The organism is Halomonas sp. BM-2019, assembly GCF_017584085.1.
This window is the reverse complement of sequence record NZ_CP071922.1, coordinates 12,428-18,850: the sequence shown is the minus strand read 5'-3', so window position 1 is coordinate 18,850 and position 6,423 is coordinate 12,428. Positions and strand designations below refer to the sequence as shown.

The following is a 6,423-nucleotide window of genomic DNA, read 5'->3' as shown; positions in this document are numbered from 1 at the left end:
CTGATGCCGAGCTTCTGAGCCAGCTCGGTCTCGCTCATCTGGTCCTGGTGCTCCAGCACGAAGTGCTGGAAGTAGTCCTCCAGGGAGAGGTCGTCCTCGCCGCTGCCCTCGGCATCGGCGGCCTTGGCGGGGGTGGGCTCGGTGCCAGCGGGCTTGCGCGGGGGGGCGGGGGCGGCACTGGGCGGCAGGAGCCCCAGGTCGTCCGGGTGGATCAGGTGGCCCTCCGCCAGGATCACCCCGCGTTCGAGCGCGTTTTCCAGCTCGCGCACGTTGCCGGGCCAGGGGTAGTCGCGGATCTCGCGGCGGGTGGCCCGGGAGAGGCGCAGGCCCTCGCGGTCGTGGCGTCGGCACGCCTTCTCCAGCAGGACATCGGCGATCAGCAGCACGTCGTCCTCACGGTCGCGCAGCGGCGGCAGGTCGATCTGCATCACGTTGAGGCGGTAGTAGAGGTCGAGGCGAAACTCGCCGGTCTTCGACAGGGCGCGCAGGTCGCGGTGGGTGGCGGCGATCAGGCGCACATCGACATGGCGGGTCTCCACCGAGCCGATCTTGCGGATCTCGCCCTCCTGCAGCACCCGCAGCAGGCGGGCCTGGGCGTCAAGCGGCAGCTCGCCGATCTCGTCGAGGAACAGGGTGCCGCCGTCGGCGGCCTCCACCAGGCCGGTGCGGGCGGCGCTGGCGCCGGTGAAGGCGCCCTTCTCGTGACCGAACAGCTCCGACTCGATCAGCGTCTCGGGGATCGCCGCGCAGTTGACGCAGATCAGCGGGGCCTGGGCGCGTTTGCTCTGCTGGTGCAGGGCCCTGGCCACCAGCTCCTTGCCGGTGCCCGATTCGCCCTGGATCAGCACGGTGACGTCGGCCGGCGCGGTCTTGCGGATGCGCGAGTAGACCAGCTGCATGGCCGGGCAGTTGCCGATCATCGGCTGGGCCTGGCCGCTCGGCTCGGTGATGTCCGGCGGTTCGGCGCGGCGCGAGGCCTGCAGGTGCAGCACCCGGGCCACCGTCTCGAGCAGTTCGTCATGGTCGAAGGGCTTGGCCACGTAGTCCACCGCCCCCTGCTTCAGGGCATCCACCGCCGAGCGCATGCTAGCGTAGCTGGTCATGATCAGCACCGGCACCGGGGCGGCCAGGCGGATCAGCTCGGTGCCCGGCTTCCCGGGCAGGCGCAGGTCGCTGATCACCAGGTCGAAGCGCTGCGGGTCCAGGCCGATGGCCTCATCCACCGAGCCGGCCTCCTCGACCCGGTAGTCGTGGCGCTCCAGCAGGCGGCGCAGGGCGCTGCGGATGATGGCTTCATCTTCTACGATCAGGATCCGGCTCATCGGGGTGTCTCGCCCTCCTGTGGATTCAGCGGCAGCCAGAGGCTGATGCGGGTGCCGCGCTCGCGCCCCGGTGGCGGCGACTCGATCTCGATCTGGCCGTGGTGCTCGGCGACGATGCTGTAGACCAGCGGCAGGCCCAGTCCGGTGCCCTCGCCGGGCGGCTTGGTGGTGATGAAGGGCTCGAAGAGGTGGTCGCGGACCCGCTCGTCGATGCCGTGCCCCTCGTCGGTGACGGTGAGCCGGAGCCCGGCCGCCTCGGGGGTCGCCTCGATGACCACCCGATCGCCGGGGTCGCTGGCGTCGCGGGCGTTGCCGAGCAGGTTGACCATCACCTGGAGGAGCCGCTGGGCGTCTCCCGGGACCCGGGGGGTGTCGGGGCAGCGATTCTCGAAAACGACATCGTCGCCCGAGCGGGCAAGGTGGATCAAGTGAATGGCCTCGTCGGTGACCTCGGCCAGGGAGACCGGCGTGAAGGTCTGGCCGCCCAGGTGGCGGCCGCCGTGGGCGAAGCCCACCAGCGAGGAGACGATGCGTGAGACGCGATCGGTGAGCTGCTGGATCTGCTCGGCGGTCTCGAGGATCTCGGGGTCCTCGGTGTCGTAGCGCAGGTTCTGGGCCAGCGAGGAGATGCCGGTGATGGGGTTGCCGATCTCGTGGGCCACCCCGGCGGCCAGCTGGCCGATGGAGGCCAGGCGGGCGGCGTGGACCAGCTCGTCCTCCAGCCACTTCATCTCGCTGTGGTCCTCCACCAGGATCACCATGCCGCCGGGCTCGCTGTCCTCGCTCTCCAGCTCGGCCTTGTGCAGGCTCAGGTAGCGCACCCCGCCCTCCAGGGTGACCGGCTGCTTGTAGAGCTGGCGATGGGGGGCGGCTAGGATGCGCCCCAGCAGCTCGCCCCAGGGCGCGGGCAGGCTGTCGCGCCGGGCGCCGATCACGCTGTCGCCCTCGATGCTGGAGAGGGCGGCCAGGGCGTCGTTCCACATCAGCAGTTCGCCATCCTCGCCGAAGGCGCACAGGCCCACCGGCAGGCGGGTCAGGGTGCGGCGGTGGTAGCGGCGCAGGCCGTCGAGCTCCCGGGCCAGGCCGGTGAGCCGCGAGCGATAGGCCTCCAGGCGGCTCTCAACGTAGTGGATGTCACCGGTGGCACGGGGGGCGTCCTGGCGGTAGGGCAGGTAGCGGTCGACGATGTCCTGGGCCACCGAGGGGCCCATCAGGCCGGAGAGGTTGGCCTGCAGGCGGTCACGCAGGCGGCGCAGCGCGTAGGGGCGACCGTCGAGCGGGGAGAGCCCCAGGTCGTCGAGTGCCCGGTCGACCTCGCGGCGGGCGACCTCGTCGCCCAGGGCGCGGGCCAGGCAGGCCTTGAACTCCTCGCCGTTGGCGGCGTCCAGCGGCAGCCGCTTGGGGCGGATCACCGCGTCCACCGAGCAGGCCTCGGCGGCGGCCCGCTCCCCCTCGGAGGTCGGCGTGGCCAGCGACACCAGGATGAGCACCAGGGCGTTGCCGGCCAGGGAGACCAGGGTGATGGCGTACCACTCCGGCTCGCCGGCCAGGGCCTCGAGGCCCGGCGGGATCAGCACCAGCGGCGGCAGCCCGGTGAGCAGCGGCCCCCACAGGCCGAGCAGCCACACCAGCAGGCCCGCCACCAGGCCGGCGACCATGCCCTTGCGATTGGCCCCGGGCCAGTAGAGCAGCGCCAGCAGCCCCGGCAGACACTGGGCCATGCCGACGAAGGCGGCCAGCGCCAGGGTGGTCAGGTCGTGGTGCACGCCCACGGTGCGGTAGAAGAGCCAGCCGCCCAGCACCACGGCGCCGATCAGCGAGCGGCGCAGCCATAGCAGCCAGCGATAGAGGTCGGGCTGGGCCTCGGGGGGGTGGGCCACCAGCAGCACGTGGTTGAGGATCATGCCGGCGAGCGCCAGGGCGATGAGTACCATGGTGGCGCTGGTGGCGGCCAGCCCGGCGATGAAGGCCAGCGACTGTATCCACAGCGATTCCGACAGCCCGAAGGCCAGGTAGGCGGACGGCAGGAGATCGCCGGCGCCGAGCTGCTGGCCCGCCCACAGGATCAGCGGCACCGGCAGGGCCATCAGCAGCAGGAACAGCGGCAGCGCCCAGCTGGCCTGCAGCAGGGCGTGTCGCGAATGGATCTCGGTGAAGATGATATGGAAGATGTGCGGCATCAGCAGGGCCGCGGCGAAGAACAGCAGCAGCAGGGTGCGCCAGTGGGCCGGGTCGGGCTGCACCACGCCGGCCTGGAAGGCCTGGCCGGGGCCGTCGAGCCAGGCCTGGAGGTCGGCGGGCCCCTCGAAGACCACGAACAGGGCGAAGGCGCCGAGGCCGAGCATGGCGACCAGCTTGACCAGCGAGGAGAGGGCGAGCACCGCCAACAGGCTGTCGTGGTGACCATCCACGCGGCCCTGGCGGGCGCCGAACAGCATGGCGAACAGCGCGATCATGGCGCAGAAGGCCAGCGCCAGCAGCGACGGCGAGGCGGCCCCGGTCATCAGGAAGATGGCGTCGCCCATGGTCTGCACCTGCAGGGCGAGCAGTGGCAGCACCGCCAGCAGGCTGATCAGGGTGATCAGGGTGCCGACCCAGCGCGAGCGGAAGCGGAAGGCGAAGAGGTCGGAGAGCGAGGCCAGCTGGTAGGTGCGCGTCATGCGCTGGATCGGTACCAGCAGCACCGGGGCGAGCAGGAAGGCCCCGGCCACGCCCAGGTAGTAGGCCAGGTAGCCGTAGCCGGAGGGGGCGGCGAGCTCCAGGCTGCCGTAGACCCCCAGTGCCAGGGTGTAGATCAGCGGGTGGCGGGTGATGCGCGTGCCGATCGCCCCGCGCTCCACCGCCAGGGCGCACAGGAAGAGCACCAGCAGGAAGCCGGTGCCCAGGGCGAACATCCCGGCCAGGCTAGCGTTCATCGAGCTTCCTCTTCTGCTCCAGCCACAGGGTCAGGGCGATCAGCACCCCCCAGATCAGGAAGGGGCGGTACCAGGCCACCCCGGGGCTGGCCCAGCCGCTCATCAGCAGCGGCGAGAGCAGGTAGCCGCCCAGCACCAGGAACATCAGGATGCGATAGACGTACATGGCAGCCTCTCAGTTGGCGGGGGGAGTGCCGTCCCCGGCGGTGCGGTGGGGCTCGGGGCGCAGGCGGGCGCTGTCCCAGTGAGCGATGCCCCAGGCCAGCTGCTCGGCCACCGGCGCCGTGGCCAGCGCCGCGGGCGGGGCCTGGTCCAGGGCCACGAGGGCGGCGTGCAGCAGCGGGCGCACGGCGGCGTCAGCGGTGGGCAGCGCCGGGGCTAGGTTCTGCTTGGAGAGCTTCTGGCCGCCCTCGCCGAGGATCAGCGGCAGATGCAGATAGCGCGGCGCCGGGTAGCCCAGGGCGTGCTGCAGCTGGCGCTGCCAGGGGGTGTTGTCGAGCAGGTCGAAGCCGCGCACCACGTCGCTGATGCCTTGGTCGGCGTCGTCCACCACCACGGCGAGCTGGTAGGCCCAGAGGCCATCCTTGCGTCGGAGGACCACGTCGCCGAGCGCGGCCGGGTCGAAGCGCTGCTCGCCGAACAGCCGGTCCCGCCACACCACCGGGCGCTGGCCCAGATCGCTGCGCAGCCGCCAGGCCACCGGACTGCCGGGCTCGCGGACGCCCTCGCGGCACCAGCCCGGGTAGACCGCATGGTCGCGCCACTGCTTTCGCGAGCAGCTGCAGGGATAGGCCAGCCCCTGCTCGGCCAGCTGATTCAGGGCCGCCTGGTAGGCGTCGTCGCGGTCGTGCTGCCAGAGGACCGGGCCGTCCCAGTGCAGGCCGAAGGCCTCGAGCTGGCGCAGGATCGACTCGGCGGCCCCGGCGGGGCAGCGCGGCGGGTCGATGTCCTCGATGCGCAGCCGCCACTCGCCGCCGACCCGCCGGGCGTCCAGGAAGCTGGCCAGGGCGGCCACCAGCGAGCCGAAGTGCAGCGGGCCGGAGGGCGTTGGGGCGAAGCGACCGCGATAGCGGATCATGGCAGGCACCCCGAGGGGGTCACCGACATGCAAACGGGCACCCAGGGGTGCCCGTCATGGCGGTTCGGCCGTGGCATCGACATGCCCGGATCAGCCGCCCAGCTGCTTTTCCTTGAGCTCGGCCAGCGTCTTGCAGTCGACGCACAGGGTGGCGGTGGGGCGTGCCTCCAGCCGACGGATGCCGATCTCGACGCCGCAGGCCTCACAGAAGCCGTAGTCATCCTCGTCGATCTTGTCGAGGGTCTCGTTGATCTTCTTGAGCAGCTTGCGCTCGCGATCCCGGGTGCGCAGCTCCAGGCTGAAGCCCTCCTCCTGGGTGGCGCGGTCGGCCGGGTCGGCGTAGTTGTTGGCCTCTTCCTGCAGGTGGCGAACGGTGCGGTCTACCTCTTCCATGAGCTCCTGCTTCCAGCCCAGCAGGATCTGTCGGAAGTGCTCCAGCTGCTGCTCGTTCATGTACTCTTCACCCGCTGCCGGCTCATAGGGGGTGAATTTCTTGGGCGCTTCCACTTTCTTGTCGGCTACTGGCATGGGACTGCCTCGTTACTTTAGTGACTGCTGATCAATACCCGCCGCGGTGCAAGGTATCTCACGCCAAAGGGGTGCTTGTTTAGCGGAAAAATCCGCGCTTTGCAACTCTTTGCAACACGCCACGCCCACGCGCCTGCGGTATTGCCACCAAAGTCGCTACAATGTGCCCCTTTGACCACGCGATGGCGGAGACTCTCCCCTCGCGTCCCAGGGATTGCCGACAGGAGCCCGAGCATGTCGTGGAGTTCGCGCATCGATCGCATCGCCCCCTTTCGGGTGATGAGCCTGCTGGAAACCGCCCAGGCCCGGGAGGCGGCCGGGCACGACGTCATCCATCTGGAGGTGGGGGAGCCCGACTTCCCCACCCCCGAACCGGTGCTGGCGGCCGGCCAGGCGGCGCTGAGCGCGGGGCACACCCGCTACACGCCGGCGGCGGGGCTGCCGGCGCTGCGCGAGGCGATCGCCGACCACTATGCCGAGCGCTTCGGCGCCGCGGTCGACCCCCGCCGGGTTCTGGTCACCCCGGGGGCCTCGGGGGCCCTGCTGCTGGCCAGCCAGCTGCTGGCTGGCCCCGGTGACC

Annotated in this window: 6 protein-coding genes; 1 reads left to right on the top strand and 5 read right to left on the bottom strand. The window is 71.0% G+C overall.

Translation table 11 applies throughout. The annotated features are described in order from the left end of the window. The 5 genes from J5F18_RS00110 to dksA form a co-directional block, all read right to left on the bottom strand. Window positions 1-1,322: sigma-54 dependent transcriptional regulator (locus tag J5F18_RS00110; protein WP_346300352.1), on the bottom strand; the 1,322-nt coding region annotated here is incomplete at its 3' end. After that, complete coding sequence (locus tag J5F18_RS00105) at window positions 1,319-4,237, bottom strand: ATP-binding protein (RefSeq protein ID WP_346300351.1); 2,919 nt, start codon at window positions 4,235-4,237, stop codon at window positions 1,319-1,321. The genes J5F18_RS00110 and J5F18_RS00105, both read right to left, overlap by 4 nt. Continuing rightward, a complete protein-coding gene (locus tag J5F18_RS00100; protein ID WP_346300350.1) occupies window positions 4,227-4,403 on the bottom strand; it encodes a hypothetical protein in 177 nt (58 codons plus the stop codon). Before J5F18_RS00100 ends, J5F18_RS00105 begins: the two co-directional genes overlap by 11 nt. A gap of 9 nt (window positions 4,404-4,412) precedes the next feature. Beyond that, a complete protein-coding gene (gene gluQRS / locus J5F18_RS00095; RefSeq protein WP_346300349.1) occupies window positions 4,413-5,315 on the bottom strand; it encodes a tRNA glutamyl-Q(34) synthetase GluQRS in 903 nt (300 codons plus the stop codon). 90 nt (window positions 5,316-5,405) lie between these two features. After that, window positions 5,406-5,843, bottom strand: coding sequence for an RNA polymerase-binding protein DksA (gene dksA / locus J5F18_RS00090; RefSeq protein ID WP_346300348.1), 438 nt, complete (start codon window positions 5,841-5,843; stop codon window positions 5,406-5,408). Between the two features lie 234 nt (window positions 5,844-6,077). Between dksA and J5F18_RS00085 the strand changes: the two genes are divergently transcribed. Beyond that, window positions 6,078-6,423 (top strand): aminotransferase class I/II-fold pyridoxal phosphate-dependent enzyme (locus J5F18_RS00085; protein WP_346300347.1); only part of this gene is annotated, 346 nt, incomplete at its 3' end.

What these genes read in the sequence shown, in the direction of transcription:
- gluQRS (WP_346300349.1), bottom strand. Translation starts at nt 5,315, where the DNA reads ATGATCCGCTATCGCGGTCGCTTCGCCCCAACGCCCTCCGGCCCGCTG.
- J5F18_RS00105 (WP_346300351.1), bottom strand. Translation starts at nt 4,237, where the DNA reads ATGAACGCTAGCCTGGCCGGGATGTTCGCCCTGGGCACCGGCTTCCTG.
- J5F18_RS00100 (WP_346300350.1), bottom strand. Translation starts at nt 4,403, where the DNA reads ATGTACGTCTATCGCATCCTGATGTTCCTGGTGCTGGGCGGCTACCTG.
- dksA (WP_346300348.1), bottom strand. Translation starts at nt 5,843, where the DNA reads ATGCCAGTAGCCGACAAGAAAGTGGAAGCGCCCAAGAAATTCACCCCC.